The 25,015-nt window shown below is 57.6% G+C and carries 23 protein-coding genes; 12 read left to right on the forward strand and 11 right to left on the reverse strand.

The annotated features are described in order from the left end of the window. Positions 1-7: 7 nt before the first annotated feature. The 3 genes from FJW00_RS21345 to FJW00_RS21355 form a co-directional block, all read right to left on the reverse strand. Positions 8-925 carry a sugar ABC transporter substrate-binding protein gene (locus tag FJW00_RS21345; protein WP_140925606.1) on the reverse strand — a complete coding sequence of 306 codons (918 nt, stop codon included), beginning with the start codon at positions 923-925 and terminating at the stop codon, positions 8-10. 223 nt (positions 926-1,148) lie between these two features. Further along, positions 1,149-1,538 (reverse strand): hypothetical protein, encoded by a 390-nt coding sequence (locus tag FJW00_RS21350; RefSeq protein ID WP_140925607.1) that lies wholly within the window; start codon positions 1,536-1,538, stop codon positions 1,149-1,151. Between the two features lie 90 nt (positions 1,539-1,628). Further along, positions 1,629-2,021: a hypothetical protein gene (locus FJW00_RS21355; RefSeq protein WP_258317060.1), complete on the reverse strand. Its 393-nt coding sequence runs from the start codon at positions 2,019-2,021 to the stop codon at positions 1,629-1,631. 221 nt (positions 2,022-2,242) lie between these two features. Between FJW00_RS21355 and FJW00_RS21360 the strand changes: the two genes are divergently transcribed. From FJW00_RS21360 to FJW00_RS21390, 7 genes are all read left to right on the forward strand, one after another. Further along, positions 2,243-3,409 carry an HD-GYP domain-containing protein gene (locus FJW00_RS21360; RefSeq protein ID WP_009087920.1) on the forward strand — a complete coding sequence of 389 codons (1,167 nt, stop codon included), beginning with the start codon at positions 2,243-2,245 and terminating at the stop codon, positions 3,407-3,409. Positions 3,410-3,517: 108 nt separating this feature from the next. Further along, positions 3,518-3,607, forward strand: a complete 90-nt coding sequence (gene kdpF / locus FJW00_RS21365) for a K(+)-transporting ATPase subunit F (protein ID WP_009087918.1) — start codon at positions 3,518-3,520, stop codon at positions 3,605-3,607. Further along, positions 3,607-5,295, forward strand: coding sequence for a potassium-transporting ATPase subunit KdpA (gene kdpA, locus FJW00_RS21370; protein ID WP_046100787.1), 1,689 nt, complete (start codon positions 3,607-3,609; stop codon positions 5,293-5,295). Before kdpF ends, kdpA begins: the two co-directional genes overlap by 1 nt. Next, positions 5,292-7,340, forward strand: coding sequence for a potassium-transporting ATPase subunit KdpB (kdpB, locus tag FJW00_RS21375; RefSeq protein ID WP_058956927.1), 2,049 nt, complete (start codon positions 5,292-5,294; stop codon positions 7,338-7,340). The genes kdpA and kdpB overlap by 4 nt, the downstream gene beginning before the upstream one ends. Before the next feature lie 10 nt (positions 7,341-7,350). Beyond that, complete coding sequence (gene kdpC, locus FJW00_RS21380; RefSeq protein ID WP_046100786.1) at positions 7,351-7,917, forward strand: potassium-transporting ATPase subunit KdpC; 567 nt, start codon at positions 7,351-7,353, stop codon at positions 7,915-7,917. Between the two features lie 30 nt (positions 7,918-7,947). Beyond that, complete coding sequence (kdpD, locus tag FJW00_RS21385; RefSeq protein WP_111207838.1) at positions 7,948-10,623, forward strand: two-component system sensor histidine kinase KdpD; 2,676 nt, start codon at positions 7,948-7,950, stop codon at positions 10,621-10,623. Between the two features lie 54 nt (positions 10,624-10,677). Further along, positions 10,678-11,175: a TIGR00645 family protein gene (locus FJW00_RS21390; RefSeq protein ID WP_009087908.1), complete on the forward strand. Its 498-nt coding sequence runs from the start codon at positions 10,678-10,680 to the stop codon at positions 11,173-11,175. A 93-nt stretch (positions 11,176-11,268) separates the two neighbouring features. Here FJW00_RS21390 and FJW00_RS21395 read toward each other — a convergent pair whose 3' ends face one another. Next, positions 11,269-12,225, reverse strand: coding sequence for a LysR family transcriptional regulator (locus FJW00_RS21395; RefSeq protein WP_140925608.1), 957 nt, complete (start codon positions 12,223-12,225; stop codon positions 11,269-11,271). A 93-nt stretch (positions 12,226-12,318) separates the two neighbouring features. Between FJW00_RS21395 and FJW00_RS21400 the strand changes: the two genes are divergently transcribed. The 4 genes from FJW00_RS21400 (at position 12,319) to FJW00_RS21415 (ending at position 16,382) form a co-directional block, all read left to right on the forward strand. Continuing rightward, positions 12,319-13,521, forward strand: coding sequence for an MFS transporter (locus FJW00_RS21400; protein ID WP_009087904.1), 1,203 nt, complete (start codon positions 12,319-12,321; stop codon positions 13,519-13,521). 62 nt (positions 13,522-13,583) lie between these two features. After that, positions 13,584-14,930 (forward strand): cation:proton antiporter, encoded by a 1,347-nt coding sequence (locus tag FJW00_RS21405; RefSeq protein WP_140925609.1) that lies wholly within the window; start codon positions 13,584-13,586, stop codon positions 14,928-14,930. A gap of 22 nt (positions 14,931-14,952) precedes the next feature. Beyond that, complete coding sequence (locus tag FJW00_RS21410) at positions 14,953-15,297, forward strand: hypothetical protein (RefSeq protein ID WP_140925610.1); 345 nt, start codon at positions 14,953-14,955, stop codon at positions 15,295-15,297. A gap of 167 nt (positions 15,298-15,464) precedes the next feature. Continuing rightward, positions 15,465-16,382 carry an alpha/beta hydrolase gene (locus tag FJW00_RS21415; RefSeq protein ID WP_033736095.1) on the forward strand — a complete coding sequence of 306 codons (918 nt, stop codon included), beginning with the start codon at positions 15,465-15,467 and terminating at the stop codon, positions 16,380-16,382. A gap of 104 nt (positions 16,383-16,486) precedes the next feature. Here the strand turns inward: FJW00_RS21415 and FJW00_RS21420 are convergent, their stop codons facing one another. The 7 genes from FJW00_RS21420 to FJW00_RS21450 all read right to left on the reverse strand — a co-directional run bounded on the left by FJW00_RS21420 (position 16,487) and on the right by FJW00_RS21450 (position 23,539). Next, a complete protein-coding gene (locus tag FJW00_RS21420; protein WP_058956932.1) occupies positions 16,487-17,566 on the reverse strand; it encodes a porin in 1,080 nt (359 codons plus the stop codon). 198 nt (positions 17,567-17,764) lie between these two features. After that, positions 17,765-18,511: a glycerophosphodiester phosphodiesterase family protein gene (locus FJW00_RS21425; RefSeq protein ID WP_140925611.1), complete on the reverse strand. Its 747-nt coding sequence runs from the start codon at positions 18,509-18,511 to the stop codon at positions 17,765-17,767. A gap of 37 nt (positions 18,512-18,548) precedes the next feature. Next, positions 18,549-19,652 (reverse strand): extracellular solute-binding protein, encoded by a 1,104-nt coding sequence (locus FJW00_RS21430; RefSeq protein ID WP_140029777.1) that lies wholly within the window; start codon positions 19,650-19,652, stop codon positions 18,549-18,551. A 31-nt stretch (positions 19,653-19,683) separates the two neighbouring features. Continuing rightward, positions 19,684-20,520, reverse strand: coding sequence for an ABC transporter permease (locus tag FJW00_RS21435; protein ID WP_140925612.1), 837 nt, complete (start codon positions 20,518-20,520; stop codon positions 19,684-19,686). Continuing rightward, positions 20,520-21,386: an ABC transporter permease gene (locus FJW00_RS21440; RefSeq protein ID WP_140925613.1), complete on the reverse strand. Its 867-nt coding sequence runs from the start codon at positions 21,384-21,386 to the stop codon at positions 20,520-20,522. The genes FJW00_RS21435 and FJW00_RS21440 overlap by 1 nt, the downstream gene beginning before the upstream one ends. Beyond that, the gene (locus FJW00_RS21445) at positions 21,383-22,483 is read right to left on the reverse strand and encodes an ABC transporter ATP-binding protein (protein ID WP_140925614.1); all 1,101 of its coding nucleotides are present in this window, start codon (positions 22,481-22,483) and stop codon (positions 21,383-21,385) included. Before FJW00_RS21445 ends, FJW00_RS21440 begins: the two co-directional genes overlap by 4 nt. A gap of 282 nt (positions 22,484-22,765) precedes the next feature. Then, positions 22,766-23,539, reverse strand: a complete 774-nt coding sequence (locus tag FJW00_RS21450) for an inositol monophosphatase family protein (RefSeq protein ID WP_140925615.1) — start codon at positions 23,537-23,539, stop codon at positions 22,766-22,768. Between the two features lie 298 nt (positions 23,540-23,837). On the opposite strand from FJW00_RS21450, the gene FJW00_RS21455 reads away from it, so the two are divergent. After that, positions 23,838-24,968 (forward strand): ROK family transcriptional regulator, encoded by a 1,131-nt coding sequence (locus tag FJW00_RS21455; RefSeq protein WP_140925616.1) that lies wholly within the window; start codon positions 23,838-23,840, stop codon positions 24,966-24,968. Positions 24,969-25,015 lie beyond the last annotated feature (47 nt).

Here is a 25,015-nt window from a genome sequence, read left to right on the forward strand (position 1 = left end):
GTCTGCGTCACGGGTTCTTCATGCTGTATTGCTGCATATTCTGCTGCGTGACCAGCTCAAACGGGATCCACTGATGGGACGCTACCTTCTGGCCTTTAATCATCTGCTGCGCCACCTCAACCGATTTTCTGCCCTGACCCACGGCATCCTGGAAAACCGTGACCGCCAGTTTGCCGCTCGCCAGCGCTTTCAGGCCATCCGGCGTGGCATCAATACCGCCCACCAGAATGGTTTTCTTCGGCTTCGCCTGCGTGATCGCCATGGTGGCACCAATCGCCATTTCATCGTTGTTGGCGGCGACAATATCGATGTCTTCGCCGTTCGACAGCCAGCTAAGCATTAAATCCATTCCCTCGTTGCGCGCATAGTTGGCGGTCTGTTTCAGCACCACTTTCATTCCGGGATACTTTGCGACCACCTGCTCCACATCCCGGGTGCGCTGCAACGCACCCGCATCGCTGAGGTTACCGATCATAATGGCGACCCGGCCACGATAGCCGGCCTGTTTTGCCAGCGCCTCCATCTGCAGCGTGCCCGATTCGCTCTCATCTGAGCCGACAAATACCACGCCTGGAGGCAGGGTTTTATCGCCCGGCGTGCGGTTAACGTAAACCAGCGGAATGTGAGCCTGCTGCGCCAGGCGGGTCAGGGCAGGGGTGCTGGCGGAGTCGACCGGATCGACGATAATCGCATCCACTCCGGCGCTGATAAAGCTCTGCACCTGATCGGTCTGACGGCCCACATCGCCGCGCGCATCTTCAAACTGCGCATCCAGCTTTTGCGCTTTTGCCTCCTTGTCGATCGCCTGGCGGATAAGGGTGAGAAAGTTCTGGTCGAAATAGGCCATTGACACGCCAATTTTCTCTGCCAGCGCCGACGTGGAAAGAGCGAGCAGACAGAGAATTGCCCATGCACATTTTTTCATTGCGGACTCCCGAGGTTAACCGGATGGAATGGATTTTTCATTTATTCTGAGAATGGACAAATAAGATCATTTGCAGCTTATGAAGGAGAGCCAGCTTTGACAACCGCCTCTTTTCACTCTTGCTGGCGCCGCCACACTTTGCCGGAAAAGCGTGGCGTTATTGCTGCGCGCACTGCGGCAGAGAGACAGGGTTTTCGCGCTTTTGTGCAGCGCCCTGTCTGAATTAAGGCAGCAGCAGACTCAACATTCCGGCAGCAACAAAAAATGCCGTCGCGGTAACCCAAAGGTAATAGAAAAAGACCATCCAGGCCTGGAGGTATACATCAGGTTCATTGAAGAAAGAGCAGGCAGGATCATCATGGCGCATAAATAAGATTCTTTTTTTATGCGATAGCCTGATAAAAAAGCGTATCACTATAATGGCACCAAAAAATCCCGTCATATGATGAAACGAGGCCGGAGCAGGAAAAAGATATTTTTCTTTATATCGTGCTATCAGATAATAATATTCTTCTCTTTTTAAGAGATAAATAGTTAAAGAAAGCAATATCATTGCACTGCCTGATAATGCAAAAAAAAGTCCCATTTCCGCTATTATTTTATTTGTCATCATAAAATGATTAACCACTTTTCGGGGCCTCTGTCTGCTGTGCCTTCCCCGGCAGGCGCTGCGCAGGGAGTCACGCTGACGCGAGTACGGGCTTTAAGGCAAAAGCAGGCCAAAAACAGCGAACAGGATATAACATGCCGTAGCGGCAAACCACAGCAGCGAATAAAGTTTCATCCAGGAATGAATCTGATGTTTTTTGTCATCAAAAAAGGCATAACCGGGGTCGTTAAGGGAAATAAATCGTATTTTCTTTCTTTGGCTTAATTTTATAAAAAATCGTATAAGCGGAAATACGCCGAAAAAGCCCGTCGTGTAATAAAAGGCGCAGGGGCCAGGCAAGGTATATTTTTCCCGATAAGAGGAAACAAGACCATAATAATCCTGTCTTTTGATCAAAAAAAGAATAAGCGACAGCACCAGAAGGCAGCAGCCCAGCCCACCAAAAAATAACGCTGTATCAGCCAGTAATATGCCGGTTTTCATCATGTTTATGACCCTTTCCATATCACCGTTAAGTCAACGTCCCGGAGCAAATATAAATAATTCTGCCGGGCCAGGCAAAAAACCTGCTGCTTGCGTAAGTAAGCGCAATCGCCTCTCCTCTGACCACTCTCCTGAACACCGCCGCCGCACAAAACAGCCTGAAGAAAATTTGTCCAGCTGCCGATATCACCTTATCTCCCTCGCTGAGCTTAAGGAGTGATAGCGTGATAAAGCTGATTACCATTGATGAACTGCGCCCGGGGATGTTTATCCACAAGCTGGAAGTCTGGTGGATCAAAGACCAGCGCATTCGTAATGAGATGCTGATCGCCGATCCACGACAAATCGCCCTGTTACGCAGTGAAGGGATCCGCCAGCTCTGGATCGATCTCGATCGTTCAGTGCAGGCCCCGATCGCCACCGTGGTCGCGAAAAAAACCATTGGTCGCACCCCCTTTTTTCAGGAACTCGATCAGGCCCAGCAGATCTTCCAGCAGGGCAAACCGAAAGTCCTGGCGATGTTCAACGAAGCGCGGCTGGGTAACGGCCTGAAGCTCGACTATATGATGAATCTGGTGGATGAAATCGCCGGATCGATCACGCGTGAACCTTCCGCCATGCTGAGCGTGGCGCGGCTGAAGAATCATGATGACTATACCTACCTGCACTCCATGGCGGTCTGCGGGCTGATGATTGCGCTGGGTAAAACACTCGGGCTGAACGACCAGCAGCTGCGGCGGGTGGGCATGGGCGGTTTACTGCATGATGTCGGTAAAGCGGCCGTGCCACTGGCGATCCTCAACAAAGCCGGCAAACTGACTGACGAAGAGTTCAGGGTGATGCGCGAGCATCCGGTGGTTGGCACGCAGATGCTGATAGAAGCTGACGCCGATGACGATCTGCTGGATATCGCGCTGCATCATCATGAGAAATATGATGGCAGCGGCTACCCGCACGGCCTGAAAGGGGAGGCGATTTCGCTCTATGCCCGCATGGCGGCGGTGTGTGACGTCTATGATGCTGTGACCTCAACCCGTGCCTATCGCAACGGCTGGACCCCTGCTGAGGCGATGCATCAGATGCTGAGCTGGCGCGGCCATTTTGACCCCGGCCTGCTGCACACCTTTGTGCGCACCATCGGCATCTATCCGGTGGGATCGCTGGTGCGTCTCGCCTCCGGACGGGTGGCACTGGTAGTCAGAGCGGGTGAAAAGTCGCTGATGCGTCCCTGTGTGCATGTGTTCTGGTCGCTGCACGCCCAGCGTGAAGTCAAACCGGAGGAGCTCGACCTTGGCGACAGTTTCTGCACTGACAGCATTGTCGGCGCAGAGGACAGCACGCTGTGGGGTAATGTCGATCTTAATCGTATCTGGGCGCTGGAAGTCGCCTGATATTTCGCCATTTTTACACTATTTTTACGCCCGCCCGCTGCATTTTAACCCCTTCTTTATACGCCTCCGCGCAAGCTATGCCCTAAATCCAAACCTCTGGAGGTTCCTGTGAGCGTGGGCGTAATAACCGGCATTCTGCTGGTGGTGTTGTTACTGGGCTATCTGATCTATGCCCTGTTAAATGCGGAGGCCTTCTGATGGCGGCCAATGCTTTCTTACTTATCGCCGTTTATCTGCTGCTGCTGATGGTGCTGGCGCAGCCGCTCGGCCGGGGTCTGGCGTCGTTAGTGGCGGATAAGCCGGTGTTTGCCCGCCTTGAAGCGCCGCTGTGGCGACTGCTGGGGGCACAGCAATCTGACATGCGCTGGCCGCACTATCTGCTGGCCATTCTGCTGTTTAATGCGCTGGGTTTTGTCGTGCTGCTGGCGATTCTGCTGATGCAGGGGGCGCTGCCGCTCAATCCACAGCAGCTGCCTGGCCTGAGCTGGCATCTGGCGCTCAACACCGCCATCAGCTTTGTTACCAACACTAACTGGCAGTCCTACAGCGGTGAGAGCACCCTGAGCTATTTCAGTCAGATGGTGGGCCTGACGGTGCAGAACTTCCTCTCTGCCGCGACCGGCATTGCGGTGGCATTTGCCCTGATCCGTGGCTTCGCGAATCGCAGCATCGCCACGCTGGGCAACGCCTGGCGCGACCTGACGCGCATCACGCTCTACGTCTTACTGCCCATCAGCCTGCTGATGGCGCTGTTCTTTGTCAGTCAGGGCAGCATTCAGAACGTCCTGCCTTATCACAGCCTCTCCACGCTGGAAGGCGCGCAGCAGACGCTGTCGATGGGGCCGGTGGCGTCGCAGGAGGCGATCAAAATGCTGGGCACCAACGGTGGCGGCTTCTTTAACGCCAACTCCGCCCATCCGTTTGAAAACCCGAATGTGCTCACCAACTTCGTGCAGATGCTGAGCATCTTCCTGATCCCGGCGGCGCTCTGCTTCGCGTTTGGCGAAAGCGTGCGTGACCGTCGTCAGGGCCACATGCTGCTGTGGGCGATGACGCTGATGTTTGTGGCGGCGGTGGCGGTGGTGATGTGGGCCGAACTGCAGGGCAACCCGCATTTCCTCCAGCTGGGGGCTGACAGCGCCGTCAATATGGAAGGCAAAGAGACGCGCTTTGGCATTCTTAACAGCAGCCTGTTCGCCGTGATCACGACGGCAGCCTCGTGCGGTGCGGTCAATGCCATGCACGACTCCTTTACCGCGCTGGGCGGGATGGTGCCGATGTGGCTGATGCAGCTGGGCGAAGTGGTGTTCGGCGGTGTCGGAGCCGGCCTCTATGGCATGCTGCTGTTCGTGCTGCTGGCGGTGTTTATCGCCGGGCTGATGATTGGCCGCACGCCGGAGTTTCTGGGTAAAAAAGTCGATGTCTGGGAGATGAAAATGACCGCCCTGGCGATTCTGGTCACCCCGGCGCTGGTGCTGATCGGCACCGCTCTGGCGATGATGACCGACGCCGGACGCAGCGCTATGGCAAACCCGGGCATTCACGGCTTCAGCGAAGTGCTTTACGCCGTCTCATCCGCGGCCAACAACAACGGCAGTGCCTTTGCCGGACTCAGCGCCAACACGCCGTTCTGGAACCTGTTACTGGCCGTCTGCATGCTGCTGGGCCGCTTCGGCATCATCATTCCGGTGATGGCGATTGCCGGGGCGATGGCGGCGAAAAAAGTGCAGCCGGTGGGCAATGGCACGCTGCCTACCCACGGCCCGCTGTTTATCGCACTGCTGATCGGTACGGTGCTGCTGGTCGGCGCACTGACCTTTATTCCTGCTCTGGCGCTGGGCCCGGTGGCTGAGCATCTGCAACTTGTTCAGGGACAATCCTCATGAGTCGTCAACAACAGGCGTTATTTGACGCAGCGCTGCTGCGCACCTCAGCCTGGGATGCGGTGAAAAAGCTCGATCCCCGGGTGCAGTTCCGTAACCCGGTGATGTTTGTGGTCTACCTCGGCAGCATCCTGACCTCGCTGCTGGCGCTGGCGATGCTGGCGGGCCGGATCGACGGCAGCGCCAGTTTTACCGGAGCGATTGCGCTCTGGCTCTGGTTTACCGTGCTGTTCGCCAATCTGGCGGAGGCGCTGGCAGAGGGGCGCAGTAAGGCCCAGGCGAGCAGCCTGAAAGGGGTGAAAAAGACCAGCTTTGCCAAAAAACTGTCAGCGGCGCGCTATGGCGCAGAGTGGCAGCAGGTGGCCGCCGATCAGCTGCGCAAAGGCGACGCGGTGCTGGTGGAAGCAGGCGACATCATTCCCTGCGACGGTGAAGTGCTGGAGGGTGGGGCCTCGGTGGATGAGAGCGCCATTACCGGCGAGTCCGCCCCGGTGATCCGCGAGTCGGGCGGGGACTTTGCCTCCGTGACTGGCGGGACCCGCATTCTCTCTGACTGGCTGGTGATCACCTGCAGCGCCAACCCGGGTGAAACCTTCCTCGACCGGATGATCGCCATGGTGGAAGGTGCGAAGCGTCGCAAAACGCCAAACGAGATTGCCCTGACCATCCTGCTGGTTTCGCTGACTATCGTCTTCCTGCTGGCGACCGTGACGCTCTGGCCTTTCTCGGCCTGGGGCGGAACGCCGGTCAGCGTTACGGTGCTGGTGGCCCTGCTGGTCTGTCTGATCCCGACCACGATTGGTGGCCTGCTGTCAGCGATTGGGGTAGCGGGGATGAGCCGGATGCTGGGCGCTAACGTCATCGCCACCAGCGGCCGTGCCGTCGAGGCCGCAGGCGATGTGGATGTGCTGATGCTGGATAAAACCGGCACCATCACCCTGGGTAACCGTCAGGCGACGCAGTTCCTGCCCGCGCCGGGCGTCAGCGAAGAGCAGCTGGCCGACGCGGCGCAGCTGGCGTCGCTGGCCGATGAGACGCCGGAGGGCCGCAGCATCGTGGTGCTGGCCAAACAGCAGTTTAACCTGCGTGAACGCGATCTCAGCAGCATGGGAGCCACCTTTATTCCCTTCTCGGCGCAGACCCGCATGAGCGGCGTCAACGTGCAGGACCGGCTGATCCGTAAAGGGGCGGTGGATGCTGTGCGTCGCCACATCGAAGCCAGTCATGGCCGTTTCCCGGCCGAGGTGAATGCTCAGGTCGAAGAGGTGGCGCGCACCGGGGGCACCCCGCTGGTCGTCGCCGAGGGCGCAAACGTGCTGGGCGTGGTGGCGCTGAAGGATATCGTAAAAGGCGGCATCAAAGAGCGCTTTGCCGAGCTGCGCAAGATGGGCATCAAAACCGTGATGATCACCGGCGATAACCCGCTGACGGCGGCAGCGATTGCGGCGGAAGCGGGCGTGGATGATTTTCTCTCTGAGGCGACGCCGGAAGCGAAGCTGGCGCTGATCCGCCAGTATCAGGCGGAAGGGCGTCTGGTCGCGATGACCGGCGACGGCACCAACGATGCGCCTGCGCTGGCACAGGCCGATGTGGCGGTGGCGATGAACTCCGGTACGCAGGCGGCGAAAGAGGCGGGCAACATGGTCGACCTCGACTCGAACCCGACCAAGCTGCTGGAAGTGGTGCACATCGGTAAACAGATGCTGATGACGCGCGGTTCGCTGACCACCTTCAGTATCGCCAACGACGTGGCGAAATATTTTGCGATCATCCCGGCGGCGTTTGCGGCGACCTATCCGCAGCTCAACATGCTCAACGTCATGCAGCTGCACTCGCCCGCCAGCGCAATCCTCTCAGCGGTGATCTTCAACGCTCTGGTGATTGTCTTTCTGATCCCGCTGGCTCTGAAAGGCGTCAGCTACCGGCCACTGAGTGCCGCTGCGCTGCTGCGCCGCAACCTGCTGATTTATGGGCTGGGCGGCCTGCTGGTGCCGTTTGTCGGCATCAAAGCTATCGATCTGCTGTTAGTGTTATCAGGCATGGCCTGAGGAGCAAAAAATGAGTCAGTTACGTCCGGCAATTTTACTGTTGTTACTGCTTACCCTGGTCACCGGCGTGGTTTATCCTTTCCTCACGACCAGCCTGGCGCAGTGGCTGTTTCCGGCGCAGGCGAATGGATCGCTGCTGGAGGAGGATGGCGTGGTGCGCGGATCCGCGCTGATTGGTCAGAACTTCACGCAGCCCGGTTATTTCTGGGGCCGCCCTTCAGCCACCAGCGACAAACCCGATAATCCGCTGGCCTCAGGGGGCAGCAATCTGGCAGCCAGTAACCCGGCGCTGGACAAAGCCGTCGCGGAGCGCGTCGCGGCGCTGCGGGCCGCCAATCCGCAGGCGCCCGCCGCGGTGCCGGTTGAGCTGGTCACCACCTCAGCCAGCGGGCTGGACCCGGATATCTCAACTGACGCCGCGTTATGGCAGGCGCCGCGCATCGCCGCCAGCCGGAAGCTGCCGTTAGCGCAGGTCGAGGCGCTGATCGACCAGCAGACGCACCGTCCGCTGATGCCATTCCTCGGCTCGCCGACGGTCAATGTGCTGCAGCTCAATATGGCGCTCAACGATCTGTAAGGGTGTTTCTGTTATGCCATTAAGGAAGCTATGAATCACGAACCCCAGCGTCCCGATCCCGACGCGCTGCTGCAGGCTAACCGCGAAACCCATCGCGGTCAGCTGAAAATCTACTTTGGTGCCTGTGCCGGTGTGGGCAAAACCTACGCCATGCTGCAGGAGGCGCAGCGGCTGCGCGCGCAGGGTCTGGATGTGCTGATCGGCGTGGTGGAGACCCATGAACGGCCGGAAACCGCGCAGCTGCTGACGGGATTACCCCTGTTGCCGCGTCGTGCGACCGGTCGCTCGCGTCATGCGGAGTTCGATCTCGATGCGGCACTGGCTCGCCATCCGGCGGTGATCCTGATGGATGAGCTGGCGCACACCAACGTGCAGGGCTCGCGCCATCCCAAGCGCTGGCAGGACATCGAAGAGCTGCTTGAAGCGGGCATTGACGTGCTGACCACCGTCAACGTGCAGCATCTTGAGAGCCTCAACGATGTGGTCGGGGGTGTCACCGGCATTCAGGTGCGCGAAACCGTGCCCGATCCCTTTTTCGACAGCGCCGATGAGGTGGTGCTGGTCGATCTGCCGCCCGACGATCTGCGTCAGCGGCTGAAAGAGGGCAAGGTCTACATCGGTGACCGGGCAGAGCGCGCTATCGAAAACTTTTTCCGCAAAGGTAACCTGTTCGCGCTGCGTGAGCTGGCCCTGCGCCGCACCGCCGATCGGGTGGATGACCAGATGCGCGCCTGGCGCGATCAGCAGGGGCGGGATCGCGTCTGGCACACCCGCGACGCCATTCTGCTCTGCATCGGTGACGACAGCGGCAGTGAGAAGCTGGTGCGCACGGCCGCCCGGCTGGCGGCGCGGCTCGGCAGTGAATGGCATGCGGTCTATGTTGAAACGCCCCGTCTTCACCGGCTGCCGGAAGGACGGCGGCGGGCGATTCTGCGCACGCTGCAGCTGGCGCAGGAGCTGGGGGCGGAAACCGCCACCCTCTCCGAGCCGGATGAAGCCGAAGCGGTGCTGGGCTACGCGCGCGAACATAATCTGGGCAAAATCGTCACCGGCCGCCGTCCGCTGCGGCGCTGGCGGCGTGACAGTTTTGCCGAGCGGCTCGGCCAGCTGGGGCCGGATCTCGACCTGCTGGTGGTGGCGCTGGATGAACCGCTGAAGGATGCGCCGCATCCGCTGCCGGATGGCCGCCCGACCAGCGATAAATGGCGGATTCAGCTGCGTGGCGTGATGATGGCGCTGGTGCTCTGCATCGCCGTCACCGCCGCCGGGCAGTCGGTGCTGATCAACTTCGATCCCGCCAACTGCGTGATGATCTACCTGCTGGCGGTGGTGATCGTGGCGCTGCGCTACGGGCGCTGGCCGTCGGTGATCGCCACGGTGATGAATATCGTCGCCTTCGACCTCTTCTTTGTGGCCCCCACCGGCACGGTGGCGGTCTCCGACCTGCAATATCTGGTCACCTTTGGTGTGATGCTGGCGGTAGGAGTCATCGTCGGCAACCTCACGGCGGGCGTCCGCTATCAGGCGCGGGTGGCACGCTACCGCGAACAGCGTGCGCGACAGCTCTATGAGATGGCGAAATCGCTGGGCAGCGCCTTAACGCCGCAGGATATCGCGGCGACCAGCCAGCGGGTGCTGGATGCCACCCTGCAGGCGCGCTGCCTGCTGCTGCTGCCGGATGAGCAGGGCGAACTGCAGCCGGTCGGTGAGGCGTTACCGGCCAGCGAACCGGACCGCGCTATCGCGAAGTGGAGCTACAGCAAAGGCCAGCCGGCGGGGGCGGGCACCGATACGTTACCGGCGGTGCCTTATCAGATCCTGCCGCTGAAAAGCGGCGGGCACTGCCGGGGCCTGCTGGTGGTGGAGCCGCAGAATCTGCGTCAGCTGATGATCCCTGAACAGCAGCGGCTGGTGGAAACCTTCACGGTGCTGATTGCTAACGCGCTGGAGCGGATGGCGCTGTCGCACAGCGAGGCGGCATCGCGGCTCTCGGCGGAGCGGGAACAGCTGCGTAATGCACTGCTGTCCGCCCTGTCACACGATCTGCGCACCCCGCTGACCGTGCTGTTTGGTCAGGCGGAAATGCTGATGCTCGACCTGGCCAGCGACAACTCAAAATATGTGCCGCAGGCCAGCCAGATCCGCGAGCAGACGCTGAGTACCATCCGGCTGGTCAGCAATATGCTGGATATGGCGCGCATTCAGTCGGGCGGCCTCAATCTGCGTGAAGAGTGGCTGGCGCTGGAGGAGGTGATTGGCGGGGCGCTGAGCAGCATGGCGCCGTCGCTGAAAGGGCATGAGGTGCAGCTCGACCTGCCGGACGATATCGTGCTGATCAAAGGCGACAGCACACTGCTGGAGCGGGTCTTCACTAATCTGATTGAAAACAGCCTGAAGTATGCCGGTAACTGTGCGCCGCGCGGCATCCGGGCGTGGCGTGCCGCAAACCGGCTGGAGATCTCGGTCTGGGATGGCGGGCCGGGAATCGCTGAAGGGGACTTAAGCCGGATATTCGATAAGTTTTCGCGCGGTGATAAGGAGTCTGCCGTACCGGGCGTCGGGCTGGGGCTGGCGATCTGTAAAACCATCATTGAGAGCCACGGCGGCCAGATCTGGGCAGAGAATCGGACCGAAGGCGGCGCGGCCTTTCGTCTCTCGCTCCCCCTGCCGCCGGTTCCGGAAATTTCTGACGACGAGCTGAAATAACTTCACAGTGAATCGGTTATACTCCCGGACCTGTCTGATTACGTGTGGGATTGTATGGAACGTTTTACCGAAAACCTGATGTATGCATCGCGCTGGTTGCTGGCCCCGGTTTACATTGGACTTTCGCTGGGATTGCTGGCGCTGACGATTAAATTTTTCCAGGAAATAGTCCACCTGCTGCCCAACATTTTCAGCATTGCGGAAAACGATCTGATCCTGCTGCTGTTGTCGCTGGTCGATATGACGCTGGTTGGCGGTCTGCTGGTGATGGTGATGCTGTCAGGCTATGAGAACTTTATCTCGAAGCTCGATATCGACGAAGACAAAGAGAAGCTGAGCTGGCTGGGCAAGATGGACTCCGGCTCACTGAAGAACAAAGTAGCCGCCTCTATCGTCGCCATCTCTTCGATTCACCTGCTGCGGGTGTTTATGGAAGCGCGCAACGTCGATAATGATAAGCTGATGTGGTACGTAATTATCCACCTGACCTTCGTGCTCTCCGCCTTTGTCATGGGCTGGCTCGATAAGCTGTCACGCTACGATAAAAAGTAACGCATTCCCTTTCCGGCGCGCCGCTAATGCGGGCGCCTGCTCTGCCTCCTCCTCCCGCGTCTCTCTACCCAAATCCGCTAGCTGTCTCCGTTGTTACTCCGCCCTGTCTGAGTGAGCCGGTTGTGAGGCCGGACGGGTGCCGGTCAGCTGCGGCATCACCTCTTTGATCATGGCAAAGAAGTGTTGCAGCCTGGCCGGGTAGTAACTCGCCCACGGATAGGTCAGCCACACCGGCAGCGGCGGGGCCTGCCACGCGGGCATCAGCTGAATCAGTTTGCCCTCCGCCAGATCCTCCTGCACCGCCCACGATGAGACAATCGCCGCCCCCATGCCGGCCAGTGCCGCTTTACGCACGGCGTAAAGGCTGTCGCTGCTCAGCCGCGGCATAATCGGCAGGTTCAGCGGCTGGCCGTCATCTATTTTCTGCAACGCCACTTCATTACGGTAAAAGCTGGTGAGCGCCAGCCACGGCAGATCGCCCAGCTGTTCCACCCGCTCAATCGGCGGAAACTGGTCCAGCAGGCGCGGCGCCGCCACCACGAAACGCGGCACTTCTGCCAGCAGGACCGCCACGACCGACGGATCGCTGGGCGCGCCGACCTGAATGGCACAGTCCACATTCTCCGCGATGAAGTCGGGTGTGCGGTCATTCAGCATCCACTCTATATTGAGTCGGGGAAAGCGGTGCAGATAGTCCACCAGGGGATCGATCAGCTGATCCTGACCAAAGGCGTGCGGGGCGCGAACCCGCAGCGTGCCGATGGGATCGTCACTGGCCCCGGTCAGCTCATCTTCCAGCGCATGCCACGTGGCCAGCAGCTGCCGCGCCTGGGCGTAGCAGCGTTCGCCATCATCGGTGAGCTTCAGCGCATGGGTCGTGCGCAGAATGAGCTTCAGGCCGAGCCGCTGCTCCAGGATTTGCAGCCGCCGGCTGACGGTAGGCTGGGTGGTGCCGAGCTGTGCCGCCGCGGCGGAGAGGCTGCCGCTCTCAACAATACGGATAAAAGTCTGCATCAGTTCGATGCGGTCGCTGCCACTGGAATGATTCATACGCTCCACGCATAACGGTTTTGCCTGACGTCAGTCTACCGCGTATAACCGCAATGCGCTTAAATAGCGGCACGAAATGATGAGGATGACACCATGTCAGCAATAGAAAACCCAACCCGAAACGAACCGCTCTCCGCTCCGCTGGTCTTCACCCTGGCCGCCGGGGCCGGGCTCAGCGTGGCGTCGATTTACTACAGTCAGCCGATGCTGGATATCATCAGTAAGCAGTTCAGTGCGGGCATCGGCGCGGTCGGCATGGTGCCGATGCTGACGCAGGCGGGCTATGCGCTGGGCATCCTGCTGCTGGCCCCGCTGGGCGATCGCCATGACCGGCGCACGATTATCTTTATCAAGGGCCTGCTGCTGGTCGCCGCACTGCTGCTGTGTGGCTTTTCCGCGGGGCTCAGCGCGCTGCTGATCGCCAGCTTTGTGACCGGCCTGACCGCCACCGTGGCGCAGGATATTGTCCCGGCGTCGGCGGCGCTGGCCCCGGAACGCAGCCGGGGTAAAACGGTTGGTACGGTGATGACCGGCCTGCTGGTGGGGATTCTGCTGTCACGGGTCGTCAGTGGCGTGGTGGCGGAGTATTTCGGCTGGCGCACCATGTATCTGATTGCGGCGCTGTCGGTGCTGCTGATTACGCTGACGCTCAGGCGGGTGCTGCCACGCTTTACGCCGGGCACCACCGTAAGCTATCCGCGCCTGTTGCTGTCGCTGGTGCATCTGTGGCGTCACCACCAGACGCTGCGCCGTGCCGCTCTGGCTCAGGGACTGCTGTCGGTAGGCTTCAGCGCCTTCTGGTCGACGCTGGCGTTAATGCTCAGCGATCGCTTTCATCTGGACAGCGCCGTGGCCGGGGCCTTTGGCTTAGCCGGGGCAGCGGGGGCGATGGCGGCCCCGCTGGCGGGCAGCTTTGCCGATCGCATCGGCCCGGCGCGGGTCACCCAGGCCGGTGCCGCCCTGGTGACGCTCTCTTTTGCGCTGATGTTCCTGCTGCCCGTGCTGCCTGTCCCGGCGCAGCTGGCGCTGATTGTGATCTGTACCATCGGCTTTGATCTGGGCGTGCAGGCCACGCTGGTCGCGCACCAGACGCTGGTCTATGGCCTGGCACCTGAAGCACGCAGTCGCCTCAATGCGCTGCTGTTCACCGTGGTGTTTATCGGTATGGCCAGCGGGGCGGCACTGGGCAGCCTGGCGCTGGCGCACTGGGGCTGGAATGGGGTGGTTGCACTCTCTACCTTAGCCGGGGCGGCCGCGCTGGCGGTGCGCTTCGCCAGTCGCCACCTGAAAAACTGATCGTCTCGCCCTTCAAAAAATGTGCCAGGCTTATTGATAAACCCGAAATAAGCTGGAGCATTATGAACTTTTTAGCCTGGACAGCAGCGACGGGCGGCCTTCTGCTGCTGATGTCGCTGGCTTCCGGTTGGATTCACCGGGGGCCAGTCACCTCATTTGGTCTGTTTCTTATCACGGGCATACTGTGCGGCCCGTGGGCGTTTGATGTGGTCCACATCGATATCGTCACCCATTCCGAAGCCGTGGCCCACATTACCGAAATCACCATGGCCGCCTCGCTGTTTATCACCGGACTCAAGCTGCGTCTGCCGTTACAGAATAACTGCTGGCACACCGGGCTGAAACTCGCCTTTCCCGCCATGCTGCTGACCGTGGCGGCAATGACCCTGCTGGCCCATTTCCTGGTGGGATTAGACTGGCCGGTTGCGCTGGCGTTTGGTGCTATTGTCGCGCCGACAGATCCGGTGCTGGCCAGCCTCATCTCGGTAAACGATGCGCAGGATGATGACTCGCTGCGGGTGGCAATCTCCAGCGAAGCGGGCATGAACGACGGCTCCGCGCTGCCGCTGCTGGTGCTGGCGCTGCTGCTGTTCAATGGCGAGAGCCTGAGCGGGGGGATGCTGGCTCACTGGGGCGCGGTCGAGGTGATCTGGGCGATTGGCGCCGGCCTGCTTATCGGCTTTGTCATGGGGCAGATGATCGGTGTGCTGACGACCCGGTTGCGCAATGCCAATGGCGATGTGGCCCCCAACGATTTCCTCGCGCTGGCGCTGATCGCGCTGAGTTATTCGCTGGTGGAGTGGCTGGGCGCCTCCGGCTTCCTGGCCGCCTTTGCCGCCGGACTGGGGCTACGCCGCGCCGAGCTGGGGGTGTTTCGTCGTCATCAGCCGGAGGATCTCTCTGATGATGAACGGGTTCTCCCCTCTGAGGCGCTGGTCAATCCCAATAAGCGGCTGGCGCATCAGGGCAATAACAATATGGTGAAGTCGATTGGGTTTGTAGTAGGCGACGCCCTCTCTTTTGGCGATACTATTGAACGTCTGCTGGCGGCTGGCATGATGGTGGTGCTGGGCGTGACGCTGGCACAGCACTGGAATATCTACGGCGTGCTGCTGGGCCTGGTGCTGTTTGTGGTGGTGCGACCGCTGGCCGTCTGGCTGGTCACGCTGCGCGCCGGGCTGCCGCTGGGTCAGCGTCTGCTGATTGGCTGGCTGGGCATCCGCGGAATCGGCAGCCTGAACTATATTGCCTATGCCTGGACGCACGGCATGGAAGGCCCGCAGATGGAAATCATGACGAATATGGCGTTAACGCTGGTGGTCTGCAGCGTGGTTGTCCACGGCACCACCGTGTCGCCGCTGCTGAACTGGCGTCAGAAGCGCATCGAAGCCCTTCAGCGCAAAGTTTAATCCGAACAAACAGGAGTGAAGAATGAAAGTAACCCAGATTATCCTGCTGAGCCTGCTCGCCTCCGGCAGCGCGCTGGCGGCGGACGACGCTGACACTGAACAGAATGTCTACGCCAGTCAGCTGTGTCACATCGTCAGCAGTGAAAAAAAGGTCGCCAGCGCGGATCAGTATGTGGAGCAGATGAAATCTGACGTGGCGCGCAGTAAATCCTCATCGGCGATAAATCAGCCCGAATTTGATGAAGAATCGGCGCGGGAAGTTGCCAGTGCCTGGCTGCAGCTGGGTGACGATGAACGCGCTAAACTGCGCGTCAACGAACAGCAGTGTGAGCAGGCTGTGATGGCGCAGTTCCAGCAGGAAGATTAACCGGGCCGCACGGTATAAAACGCGCCTGCGGGGCGCGTTTTTTTATGGCTTTTCACCCGGCATTGCGTACATAATCGCCAGCGTCTGGCACCAGACTTGCATCTGTTGATTCTTTTGCAGCACACCGCAACGGGCTGCTCTCTTACTGGCATCACTTAACAGGCACTATGATTACGCGTCGACGCTTTATTCTCGGCACGGGAGCGCTTGGGCTCTCCATGACCACCGGCAAATTATTTGCCCGCGATGACATTATTCCCCTCTGGCCGGACGACCCGCCCGGCGGCGGTGGTCCGTCGGGCCAGCTGCACATTAACAGCAGCGGTTCGTGGTCCAATATCGTCAGCCCGGCGATCCAGCGTTTCAAACCGGAAAATCCCAACGGCGAAGCGGTGCTGATCGCCGCAGGCGGCGGCTATCGCTGGATCGGCATGGGGCGCGAAGCCTGGCCGGTGGCGCGCTGGCTGAACGCCAATGGCTACACCGCCTACGTGCTCAGCTACCGGCTGCCGCATGAGAAGTGGCAGGCGGGGCGGCTGGCTCCGCTGCAGGATGCGCAGCGTGCTATCCGGCTGGTGCGATCGTTTGAGCGCAGGGTGCATGTGCTGGGCTTCTCGGCCGGTGGCCATCTGCTGGGGCTGGCGGCGGCGCGCCCGGACTTTGAATCCTATCCGGCCATCGACCCGCTGGATGAAGTGGTGCCCGCCGTCGACAGCGTGGGCCTGATCTATCCGGTCATTACCCTGGAAGCGCCCTATCAGCACACCAGCACGCATCTGATGATGGTCGGCAAAAATGCCACCCCACAGGATGAGGCAAACTGGTCAGTGCAGAACTTTGTGACCCGGCGCTATCCGCCAACCTTCCTGGCGCAGGCGGAAGACGATCACACCTCCAACCCGTTTAACACCGAGCTGATGCGCGACACCTGTCGGCGTAATCGTGTGCCGGTTGAGCTGATTCAGATCAGCAAAGGCGGGCATGGGTTTGGTCTGGGCAAAGCGGGAACGCCGGCGGCGTTATGGGATCAGGCCTATGTTAAGTGGCTGGAAACCCCTCATCAGGCTGCGTCCCCGGCCCTGTAATAATTCCCCCTGCGGCTGACGTAAAAAAAGCTGGCATGAGCCAGCCTCGCTAAGTGCGCGTTGTCAGGTATGAAGCCATGCTGCACAAAACATGAGCAGCCGGGTCAGAACTGATAGGTCAGGCCCAGACCGATACTGTTTTTCGTCGTAATGCCGGTGGCACGCGTAAAGTCGTTGTCCTTCAGCAGGTTAATGCGGTAGTCCACGTAGGTCAGCATGTTCTTGTTGAAATAGTAATAGGTGCCCACTGCAATATATTTCTGCATCGTCTGGCTGCCTCCGGCAAAATTCCCTGCGCCCTGCAGGTTTTCGCCACGCTGCATGACAAAACCGACAGAAGGGCGCAAACCGTTCAGGAACTGGTACTGCGCAATCGCCTCAACGTTATGGGTTTTGTCGGCGACCTGTGCCAGCTGTCCATAAGGCGTAACGTCACTGGCTTCGCCATACATGGCGGCCAGATAGAGCTGGCTGGCATCATATTTTGCAGAGGTGACCCAGGCGGTGGCATCGTCTCCCTGACCGTCAGCTTGCTGGATCAGCGTCCGTTTTGCTTTCATCCCTGCCGCCGCAATGCTCAGCCCATCGGTAATGCTGTAAGTCACGCCAGCACCGTAGCCATCCCCGTTAGCCACTTTAGCGGTGGCGCGGTCATTTTTTCCCTGATACTGCAGGGTCAGCTTTAACCCACCCCACGCCGGAGAGTGCCAGGTCGCGAGGCCGGTTGAGCGTTTTGACAGGAAGTTATCGTTGGTAGTCATGGTGCCGGAACCGTAGACCGGTGCCATATCCGTATAGGCAGAGGCAACGTACAGCACCCCAAAGCTACGGCCATAATCGAACGAGCCGAAGTCGGCCAGTTTCAGACCGGCAAACCCTAAGCGGGTGGCATTACCCGTTTGCGCGTCGCTACCGCCTTCACTGTGATTCAGCGGGAAGTTATATTCCCATTGACCATAACCGCTAAGCCGATCGTTAATTTGCGTCTCACCTTTAAAACCCAGGCGTGCGTAAGAGTTGTCGCCATCTTCTGCAATATTATCTGAGAAAACATGACGCGCATCGACTTTACCGTACAGGTCGAGTTTATTTCCATCTTTATTATAAATCTCAGCGGAGTATGCAGAAAATGAGGCCAGAAAACAGATTGCATACGGCGCGGCGGCTTTTATTTTATTGTGCATATCATCTACCCTTATCCGTTAACTTAAGCATGAGGAGGTAACCGCTCAGAGCGGCATTTATTTCACTATGACTTTCGTCTTCCAGAATGGCTAAATAATAAAGGCGTTATAGCGGCCATAAAGTTTATGGCCATTTTTATAATGAATTTCCCTGGTGTTACGGGTTTGTGGCTGAGAACGTCCTGAACAATTTTTTATTCAGAATGCTAAGTCGGGTATATCGCTTAATACCGTTTGCGCACCCGCATCAATATATTTTCTGGCAAGAACCGGGTCATTGATCGTGGCAATCGCAAATTCAATACCTGAACGAGCCAGTCGCGTCAGGTCTTCGTCCGTCGCGAAGTCACCCAGGAAATGCAGGATCTGGCAACCCGTTCTGGCGAGGAGCGCCTCGGGGTCTTTGGGCGGGACGCAAACTGCCAGGCCGCGCGGGACGTCAGGCATAAGCTGTGCGGCAACCTGCAGCGAAATCTCCGAGAAGCTGCTGATAAACAGCTTCTTCTCACCTGCAGGCCACAGTGACTTCAGCTGAGCGATAGCAATCTCCGCCGTTTCCACTTCCTGTCCGGAGGTGGGTTTGATCTCCAGTTGCAGCCCGACGCCTTTATCCAGAACAAACGCCACTGTTTCAGCCAGCGTCGGCACTTTTACGCCTCTGAAAAGGTGGCCATAACACACGCCCGCCTCCAGCGATCGGATCTCATCCAGGGTTAAGTTCGCCACATAGCCTTTGCCATTTGTTGTCCGGTCCACGGAATCGTCATGAATAATGACCGGGTGTCTGTCTTTGGTGAGTTTGACATCCACCTCTATCCACGTCGCTCCATGTTTAACAGCCGCCTGAAACGAAGGCAGCGTGTTTTCCGGTGCCAGCAGCGGTGCTCCCCGATGGGCAATCAGGCGTGAATTCACTACGCGTGCAGGGGTTTTTTTTGTCGACATTCCTGGCTTTACCTTCTGTTAGGGTTTTATCGCAGGTCTACCTGAGCAAAACCTGGTTAGAGAATTCGGTTCTGACTTCATCACCCAGCGGTTTAGGCATGAACTGGGTGCCATGAACGCGCTCTTTGCTGTCGATCAGCCCGGCATCACGATTCACTTCTCTGTTCTGCGGCGTAATGCCATAAACCTGCTGGAACAGCCGCTGGGTAGTGGGCAGCGTCAGCCAGTGGATAAACAGCAACGCTGCCGCTTTATGGGGGGCATTTTGCGGTATCGCCACCATATTTCCGCCGCCGGGCATGCCGAAATCGGGGACATAGAGCCGGATGGTTTTCGGGACTTCACCGTGGTTTTCTAATCCCACCAGGTAATCTTCCCAGGCGGGAACCAGCAGGAATTCACCGCTGACCAGTCGGGTGACGCTGTCGGCGTTGGAGGCCGTAATGATGTAGTTGGGACGCTGCTGTCTGAACCAGTTCCAGGCGGGCTGCAGAGCCGTCAGGCTTTTTACATCCGCGTCGCCTTTGGTGAAATCAAAACCCGGCACCTGCGTGCGCGTCACCGATTCAATAAAGGCCGGGCCGGAACCGCCGTTTTCAACGTTAAAGCCAAATTCCTGAGGATGAGCCTGCAGGAAGGCCGTGAGCTGCGGCAAAGTTCGCGGCAACTCACTTTCTTTCAGGCGGCGCGAATCGTAGGCCAGACCGGTCTGGTTGCCCCAGAATGCCACGCCATAGCCTTTACTGTCCGTTCCCTCAATGGTGTAGTTCAGGGTTTTGCCTTCCGGCAGCAGTCTGTTAATCGGGCCAAAAAACGTCTGCTCAGGCGAGACGGTTCCGAATGCGCCCCCGCCAATCGAAAACAGATCGATATCGCCCGTTTCCCGTCCGCGGTCAGCCATGAGCTTATTAATGTTGCCCTGAAGTGTGCCTTCAGACAGGGTAACGTTAATGCCGTACTGTTTTTCAAACAGGCTGACCTGCTCTTTTAACCGATCCTGGTAATACCATTGATACCAGGTCAGTTTCCCCTCCTTTTTCGCCTGTCCGACAATCTGTTCCCAGTTCATTGTGTTTAAATCCTGAGCCGGGCTACAGAAAGCCCCGGCCAGCAATAATATTGCAGCAGCGAGTCTGAACATATGTTTCCCCAATAACGCGTATTAAAGAGTGTCAGCCTTTTCCCGCAAAGGAAGCGACAGGATTTTTTGTCAGTAATTTTTCTGCAATCAACATTAAAATGACATTCGGTACAACCAGCATTAAAGAAATGACCGCCGCATTGGGTCGGATAAAGTTATAACCCAGATAAGAATAGAGAATGGCAGGGACGGTAATAAAATCGGGTGAGCCCACAATAAAACTTATGGCGAACTCTTCTATGGATAATGTAAAGACAATAATTAATGCGGCAAATATTCCTGGTCTGAGGGTGGGCAGGCAGGCCACTAAAAACCGGTTCATCGCCGAAGCGCCCATATCTCGTGCCGCATCGAGCGTGTCCTGGCGTATCTGCGAAAACGACAGGGTCAGAATGCGCACGGCATAAGGCATTAGGATAATCATATGCCCCAGCAAAATGCCGCCAAACCGGCTGTGAATGCCCACTACGTTGAGCAACATGGAAAAAAACAGCGCGACGACAAAGCCCGGAACGATAAGCGGCAATAAGATCGCATTCTGTAAAAGGTGTTTGCCCGTAAACGACATTCTGCCAAACGCCCACGCGGCAGGCAGAGACAACATCAGCGTACAGACGGAGACGGCTGCCGCCAGTAAATAGCTGTTCCTGAGCGCCTGCGGTAACGCGGTCGTAGTCCAGACCTCCACCCAGCGTCCCAGTGAGAGAACCGGCGGCAGGGCATCTGGCCATGCCCACGGATGGGTTTTATCGACCAGGGACCACAGCACGGTCAGCATAAAGGGAATAACCAGCCACAGCATAAACAGGGCGGCGATAAGGGTCATCATGACGATACGCAGCGGGGATAAGGTCTCTCTGGCTCTCATTATCTCTGTTCTCCGGCTTGTTGCAGCCACTTCGCCAGGGCGGCAAGCACGACTGCACCGACAAAAGCCGCCAGCATTAAAATCACCGCGACAACGGCCGCAAGATTCCAGCCCTGTGCGCTGATTTCAGGGAAGCGCAGCATGTATTGCGAAAGAGAGAATACGCTGGTTGGCCCCGCAACGACCTGGAAGGAAAAGTCACCCAGGGCGCCGATGAAGATCAGCACCAGCGATACCTGAACGGATCTGACAGATAAGGGCAGGATGATCTGTAACAACCGGGCACGCTTGCCGGCACCTAAATCCCGCGCGGCATTGAAAATTTCATCGCCAATCGCGCGCAGGCTGCCGGTCATGATCAGCAGCGCATAGGGAAGCTGTTTCCAGACCTGCAAAATAATCACGCCAATGCCCCAGCGGTCATTCTGCATTCTGATGGGATGAGAGAGGATCCCCAGCCGGACCAGGCCCAGGTTAATAAAGCCCTGCCAGGAAATCAGGTTGATAAACAGCAGCGCAGCCACCAGCCCGTGTACCATCAGCGGGGCTTTGAGTAAGCCGCTCATCAGCATTGAGCCGGGGAAAGGCTTTCTCAGCCAGAGTGCCAGCGGAAGCGCCAGGGCAACGGACAGTACCGCACTGATCACGCCGATTCTGAGCGAGTAGCCTGTCGCGCGCCACAGCTGGCTGTCATTCAGAATGGTTTGCCAGTAGTGAAGCGTAAAGCGCGCCGGGGCGCCAAAATTAAACAGGCCAACGGATTGCGCCAGTGCCATGATCACAATCAGCATCAGCGTGATGACGACCGGCGCGACCGCAGGCAGAACCAGCAACCAGCAGAGCCTGTTCCGGGTGCGCGTTTTCATGAATAGCTTTCCCGTAAAAAGCGGATCTTGTCTGGCGGAAGAGAGAAATTAACGTTGTCCCCTTCGCGGATGGCGCTTTTACCGACCAGCTGGATGCACCACTGATATTCCGTTTCTTCATGGCCCAGCGGATGAACCTGGAGTTCAGAAAGGTTGCCCAGAAAACTCACTGCGCCGATTTCAAAGGCCCGCGTATTTTTTCCGGCACGCTGTTCGCTGAGTACGGCATCCTCAGGGCGCCAGAAGGTATAGACCTCGTCCGATACGGGCGGTACAGGGCTATGGACTTCCATTTCGCCCAGTACGCACGCAATGCGATAAATACCGGTGCTGCTGTCGCTCTCCAGTACGCGGGCTTTCATGACGTTAGCCTGACCGACGAAACCGGCGACAAAGCGGTTTACCGGGGAATAGTAGATCTCATCCGGCGTTCCGGTTTGCTCAATCTTTCCGGCATTCATGACCACCACAATGTCAGACATCGACAGGGCTTCTGCACGGTCGTGGGTAACATAAATGGCGGTAAACCCATGGACGCGCTGAAGCTGTCTGATCTCCAGTCGTACCTTGTCGCGTAATCTGGCATCCAGATTTGACAGCGGCTCATCAAACAACACGATTTCCGGACGCACGGCCAGCGCTCTGGCAAGCGCCACGCGCTGCTGCTGGCCGCCGGATAACTGCGCTGGCAGTTTAGACAAATGCGCATTCAGCGAAACCTGCGCGGCGGTCTGCGCGACGCGAACGTGAATGTCTGTTTTTTCCATTTTCCTTTGCCTGAGGCCGAACCCGATATTTTCAGCAACGGAGAGGTGAGGAAACAGCGCATAGGACTGGAAGCACATCGCTGTGTCGCGATGTTCAGGTTTGACATGATGCATGTCCTGCTGGTGGATCAGGACGTTGCCACTATCAAGCGTGTAGAAGCCGGCAATAACTTTAAGCAGCGTGGTTTTGCCACAGCCAGAGGGGCCAAGCAGAGAAACAAATTGCCCTTTTCTGGCCTGCAGGGAAATGCCGTTCAGCGCGACAAAATCGTCGAACGTCAGCATGGCATTGTGAATTTCTAGCGTATTCACGTTGAGCGGCTCCGTCATAGAGTGCCAGGGAATTTTTAATTAATGCGAGGCGCATAATAATTTGGCGTATCGGAGTTAAGCAATTTCAGGCGGGTTAAGAATTTATTAACTTTTTAAAACCTATATATAATAGTTGCTTAGGCGTTTACTTTAGAATCGTACGTTTAACACGCTAACCATTTTCATGCATTGTAATTAATATTCGGGGCAGAGGGCCGGGTGAACATGCATAGCGGGCAGGACAGCGGGGAAAGGCTGTCCTGAAATGCCGTGATGAGGTAAGCCGGAGGCAATGCGTGGTCAGGCGGGCGTAAAACGCGGGTAAGGGATAAACCGGGCGGAAAGGCGATTCATTTCGGCCGTCCCGACACTAACATGTGTTCTGCTCTTTTCCTCTGAACCGGCAAGATGTGCATCCAGTCCCGCTGCCTTACAGAGCGCATAACCCGCAGAAACGTCCCACATGCTGCTAAAACATTCCTGATAACCGTCGACGTAACCCAGCACGCTAAAGCTTAAACCTGCGGTGGTACAGCGGTAGCGCACCACATTCCAGCCGTCGTCCCGATACGCCTTTTCAATACAGAGCTGATGGGTGAAATCCCATGATGGACTGTCGCCAATCGCCACGGTTTTCAGCGCTTCAGCGACCACAGGACGTTGAAAGGGTTCGCCATTCAGATAAACCCCTGTCTCTTTGCCGCCGCTCAGCATGAGGTTTAAAACCGGATGGACGATCACGCCCATCACCGGCTCGCCATCGATCACATAGCCAACAGAAATCCCCCACAGGGATGAGCCGCGCAGGAAGTGACTCGTACCATCAATCGGATCAACAGACCAGTAGCTGGCGCCGGGCTCACCACCATGCTCTTCCCCGATAATGGCATCCTGTGGGAAGTGATGTTCCAGGCGCTGCCGAATCAGATTTTCCACTTCCCGATTGGCTTCACTGAAGAGATCCTGCGGCCTTTTTTCGCCGATCTCTGACTCACTTAGCCGTCTGAAATAGTCCAGAGCCAAAAGCGAGGCCTCCTGCGCGATGCGTTCAGCAACCTTTAAGCGCGTTTCCATTGTTCACCTGATGCACAAAAAAAGTGTGTAAATGAAGGCAGAGCCCTGTGCACGGTGAAAGTGCCAGTCCGTACATAAGGCACGTTTTAATATCATGCTCATTGCATGATATTGAAGTCTCCCCTCGTAATGTTTCACTATTATGACGCTTTTATGATCGTGTAAGGCAGGGCAGGAGAGGCTGAATATCGGCACATTTAACGAAAACGCAAAGGCAGGGTCTTTAACTATTCGCTATGCATAAAAGCATGCTAGGTTGTTAACAGAAGGCATGATTAAACAGGGTGAGGAGAACGCTGTGGTTTATGGATATTCCGCTGGTCATGAAGTCGAACTTAATCGCAGTGAAAAACTCATTCTTGAGCTTGTCCGCCGCAACGATGGCATTTCCCGCTCCTCGCTGGTTTCGCAAACCATTCTGAATCAGTCATCTGTTCACCGCATTGTTGATACGCTGACCGAAAACGGCTTTCTCAGCCTGGGGGAATCGCCCTCCCAGGGAAGAGGCAAGCCCAGCCCGTCGTTATCCCTCAATGCGAACGCGCGTTATGGTTACGGCATCTCGATTAACTCAGACAGCGTGGCCGCCAGCCTGATTAATTTCCGGGGCGGCATTACAGAATACTGCGTACTGGATACGCACCCGCGCGATCCTGCCCGGACCTTACTGAATATCAGACATCACTATCTGGATACCTTAAAACAATATGGTATTTCGCCAGAAAAAGTCTGTGGGGTGGGATACAGCATGGCGGGCTTTCTTTATGAATCACGAAAGTATTTCAATCCGCCTGAACCTTTAAAAGCGTGGATGGGCATCGATCTGCATCGTGAAATTACCATGTTATTTGACCGACCGGTATGGATTGAAAATAACGCCACAACAGCGGCGCACGCTGAAGCCTTTTTAGGCGCCGGGCTGAAATACGATACGTTTGGCTATCTCTCTTTTAATTATGGTTTTGGCGGTGGCATCGTGATTAACGGCAAACCGTTCCAGGGGGCATTCGGGAATGCGGGGGAGATCAGCCGTATTTTTACGCCGGAAGAGGGCAAGCTACGCCCGGCCCTGGGGATCCTGATCGATCGGTTACGTGATGGCGGTATTGAAATCAAAGATATACACGATCTCAATCATAAATTCGATCCGGCCTGGCCGATTGCGCAACAGTGGGTAGAAGACGTAACGCCAAATCTGCATCGGGCAATGGATGCCATGAATGCGGTGATCGATCCCGGCGCCATCATATTAGGGGGTGAAATTCCCCGTCAGCTGGGCGAGATGTTTTTAGCCATGCCGCGCACGAGCTCGGGTGAACGCTGGGGCATTTCTGCGGAATATCCGGATATTCTGCTCAGCGCCATTGAGGGGGACAGCTCGGCACTGGGTGCGGCATTAACGCCGTTGCGGGAAACCTATTTTAATTAAAGCCGTTACCCGCAGAGCAACGTGTCAGCGGGTAACGGTCAGTCATG

It is taken from the genome of Pantoea anthophila (genome assembly GCF_006494375.1).
Lineage (GTDB): Bacteria > Pseudomonadota > Gammaproteobacteria > Enterobacterales > Enterobacteriaceae > Pantoea > Pantoea anthophila.

Excerpts from the sequence above, each read along its gene's own strand:
- FJW00_RS21410 (WP_140925610.1), top strand. The coding sequence starts at position 14,953 with ATGAAAGTAACCCAGATTATCCTGCTGAGCCTGCTCGCCTCCGGCAGC.
- FJW00_RS21425 (WP_140925611.1), bottom strand. The coding sequence starts at position 18,511 with ATGTCGACAAAAAAAACCCCTGCACGCGTAGTGAATTCACGCCTGATT.
- FJW00_RS21450 (WP_140925615.1), bottom strand. The coding sequence starts at position 23,539 with ATGGAAACGCGCTTAAAGGTTGCTGAACGCATCGCGCAGGAGGCCTCG.
- FJW00_RS21345 (WP_140925606.1), bottom strand. The coding sequence starts at position 925 with ATGAAAAAATGTGCATGGGCAATTCTCTGTCTGCTCGCTCTTTCCACG.
- kdpB (WP_058956927.1), top strand. The coding sequence starts at position 5,292 with ATGAGTCGTCAACAACAGGCGTTATTTGACGCAGCGCTGCTGCGCACC.
- FJW00_RS21430 (WP_140029777.1), bottom strand. The coding sequence starts at position 19,652 with ATGTTCAGACTCGCTGCTGCAATATTATTGCTGGCCGGGGCTTTCTGT.
- FJW00_RS21435 (WP_140925612.1), bottom strand. The coding sequence starts at position 20,520 with ATGAGAGCCAGAGAGACCTTATCCCCGCTGCGTATCGTCATGATGACC.
- FJW00_RS21420 (WP_058956932.1), bottom strand. The coding sequence starts at position 17,566 with ATGCACAATAAAATAAAAGCCGCCGCGCCGTATGCAATCTGTTTTCTG.
- FJW00_RS21395 (WP_140925608.1), bottom strand. The coding sequence starts at position 12,225 with ATGAATCATTCCAGTGGCAGCGACCGCATCGAACTGATGCAGACTTTT.
- FJW00_RS21390 (WP_009087908.1), top strand. The coding sequence starts at position 10,678 with ATGGAACGTTTTACCGAAAACCTGATGTATGCATCGCGCTGGTTGCTG.
- kdpD (WP_111207838.1), top strand. The coding sequence starts at position 7,948 with ATGAATCACGAACCCCAGCGTCCCGATCCCGACGCGCTGCTGCAGGCT.
- FJW00_RS21445 (WP_140925614.1), bottom strand. The coding sequence starts at position 22,483 with ATGACGGAGCCGCTCAACGTGAATACGCTAGAAATTCACAATGCCATG.
- FJW00_RS21350 (WP_140925607.1), bottom strand. The coding sequence starts at position 1,538 with ATGATGACAAATAAAATAATAGCGGAAATGGGACTTTTTTTTGCATTA.
- FJW00_RS21400 (WP_009087904.1), top strand. The coding sequence starts at position 12,319 with ATGTCAGCAATAGAAAACCCAACCCGAAACGAACCGCTCTCCGCTCCG.
- FJW00_RS21405 (WP_140925609.1), top strand. The coding sequence starts at position 13,584 with ATGAACTTTTTAGCCTGGACAGCAGCGACGGGCGGCCTTCTGCTGCTG.
- kdpA (WP_046100787.1), top strand. The coding sequence starts at position 3,607 with ATGGCGGCCAATGCTTTCTTACTTATCGCCGTTTATCTGCTGCTGCTG.
- kdpC (WP_046100786.1), top strand. The coding sequence starts at position 7,351 with ATGAGTCAGTTACGTCCGGCAATTTTACTGTTGTTACTGCTTACCCTG.
- FJW00_RS21415 (WP_033736095.1), top strand. The coding sequence starts at position 15,465 with ATGATTACGCGTCGACGCTTTATTCTCGGCACGGGAGCGCTTGGGCTC.
- FJW00_RS21355 (WP_258317060.1), bottom strand. The coding sequence starts at position 2,021 with ATGATGAAAACCGGCATATTACTGGCTGATACAGCGTTATTTTTTGGT.
- FJW00_RS21440 (WP_140925613.1), bottom strand. The coding sequence starts at position 21,386 with ATGAAAACGCGCACCCGGAACAGGCTCTGCTGGTTGCTGGTTCTGCCT.